Here is a 1,695-nt window from a genome sequence, read left to right as displayed (position 1 = left end):
AGCTGGGCGCTGTCGCTGGCGGCCCTGGCTCGCCATGTGGCGCAAGGGGCTGCCGACCAGCCCCTGCCCACCCTGCTGCCGGATGAGGCCGCCCAATTGGCGCTGTGGGAGCACGGGCCCGCCCTGATGCCGCCCGCGCCCCGCTTCGACCGCCTGTTCCAGGATCTGGCCCAGGCCCAGCCTGAGGCGCTCGCCCTCATCACCGCTGCTGGCACCCGCACCTATGCCGAGGTGGAGGCCGGGGTCGGCGCCCTGGCCGCCGCCCTGCGCCGGCAGGGCCTGCGCCGGGGGCAGGTCGTAGGCGTCCTGACCGATCGCTCCCCCACTCTGCCCACCGCCGTGCTGGCGGTCTGGCGGGCCGGCGGCGCCTATGTGCCCTTGACCAGCGACCTTCCGGGCGACCGGCTGGCCTTCATCGCCCAGGATGCCGGCGCACAATTGATCCTGGCGCTGGACGGCCATACCCCGCCCGACCCCCTGGCCGCCCTGGGCCTGCCCCTGCTGCGACCAGAGGAAGTGCGGGATGCCGGCACCCCGATGGACGAGGATCTGCGTGAGGACGTTGGCGCGGATCCCGCCTACATCCTCTACACCTCCGGCTCCACCGGTGGGCCCAGCCTGAGGCGCCCGCCCTCATCACCGCCGCCGGTGTGCGCGCCTACGCCGAGGTGGATGCCGAGATCGGCGCCCTGGCCGCCGCCCTGCGCCGGCTGGGCCTGCGCCGGGGCCAGGTGGTGGGCATTCTGACCGACCGCTCCCCCGCCCTGCCCGCCGCCGTGCTGGCGGTGTGGCGGGCCGGTGGCGCTTATGTGCCCCTGACTAGCGACCTGCCGGGCGACCGACTGGCCTTCATCGCCCAGGATGCCGGCGCACAGATGATCCTGGCACTGGACGGCCACACCCCGCCCGATGCCTTGGCCGCTTTGGGCCTGCCCCTGCTGCGGCCCGAGGAAGTGCGGGACGTCTCCCTGGTGGACGAGGACATGCCCCAGGATGTCGGCGCGGATCCCGCCTACATCCTCTACACCTCCGGCTCCACCGGCTCCCACCTTCGACCTGTGGGTCTCGGATGTCGTGATGGCCTGGGGGGTGGGCGCCGCCCTGTCCCCGCTGACCCGGGCCGAGATGGACGATATCGCCGCCATACCGGGCCTGATCGCCCGCCGGGGCATCACCGTCGCCACCATGGCGCCCTCTTACCTGCGCCTGTTCGAGCGGGCCCCCCTGCCGCCCCTGCGCATCCTGATGACCGTGGGGGAGGCGCCCATCGCCGCCGACGCCCGCCACTATGCCGCCCGCCTGGCCTGCTACAACGGCTATGGCCCCACGGAAAATACGGCCGCCACCACGGTGGGCCGTGTTGATCCGACCCCACCTTCGACCTGTGGGTCTCCGACGTGGTCATGGCCTGGGGCGCCGGCGCCGCCCTGTCGCCCCTGACCCGGGCCGAGATGGACGACATCGCGGCGATGCCGGCCTTGATCGCCGGCCGGGGCATCACCGTCGCCACCATGGCACCATCCTACCTGCGGCTGTTCGAGCAGGCGGACCTGCCACCCCTGCGCATCCTGATGACCGTGGGCGAGGCGCCCATCGCCACCGATGCCCGCCACTACGCCGCCCGCCTGGCCTGCTACAACGGCTACGGCCCCACGGAAAACACGGCGGCCACCACCATCGGCCGCATGGATCCGG

The 1,695-nt window shown here is 73.2% G+C and carries 3 protein-coding genes and 1 pseudogene; all 4 read left to right on the top strand.

What is annotated here, in order from left to right; translation table 11 throughout:
- Window positions 1-747: AMP-binding protein (locus tag P5F91_RS19920; RefSeq protein ID WP_277908053.1), on the top strand; the 747-nt coding region annotated here is incomplete at its 5' end.
- Window positions 651-983 (top strand): annotated as a pseudogene (locus P5F91_RS29905) (AMP-binding protein); the annotation flags it as partial. The gene P5F91_RS19920 and the pseudogene P5F91_RS29905, both read left to right, overlap by 97 nt.
- Window positions 910-1,440 (top strand): AMP-binding protein, encoded by a 531-nt coding sequence (locus P5F91_RS19915; RefSeq protein ID WP_338424083.1) that lies wholly within the window; start codon window positions 910-912, stop codon window positions 1,438-1,440. The pseudogene P5F91_RS29905 and the gene P5F91_RS19915, both read left to right, overlap by 74 nt.
- A partial coding sequence (locus P5F91_RS19910; RefSeq protein WP_277908051.1) for an AMP-binding protein occupies window positions 1,404-1,695 on the top strand: 292 nt, incomplete at its 3' end. The genes P5F91_RS19915 and P5F91_RS19910, both read left to right, overlap by 37 nt.

It is taken from the genome of Nitrospirillum amazonense (assembly GCF_029594735.1).
Lineage (GTDB): Bacteria > Pseudomonadota > Alphaproteobacteria > Azospirillales > Azospirillaceae > Nitrospirillum > Nitrospirillum amazonense.
The sequence above is the reverse complement of the archived record's forward strand: the minus strand, read 5'-3'. Positions and strand labels throughout refer to the sequence as shown.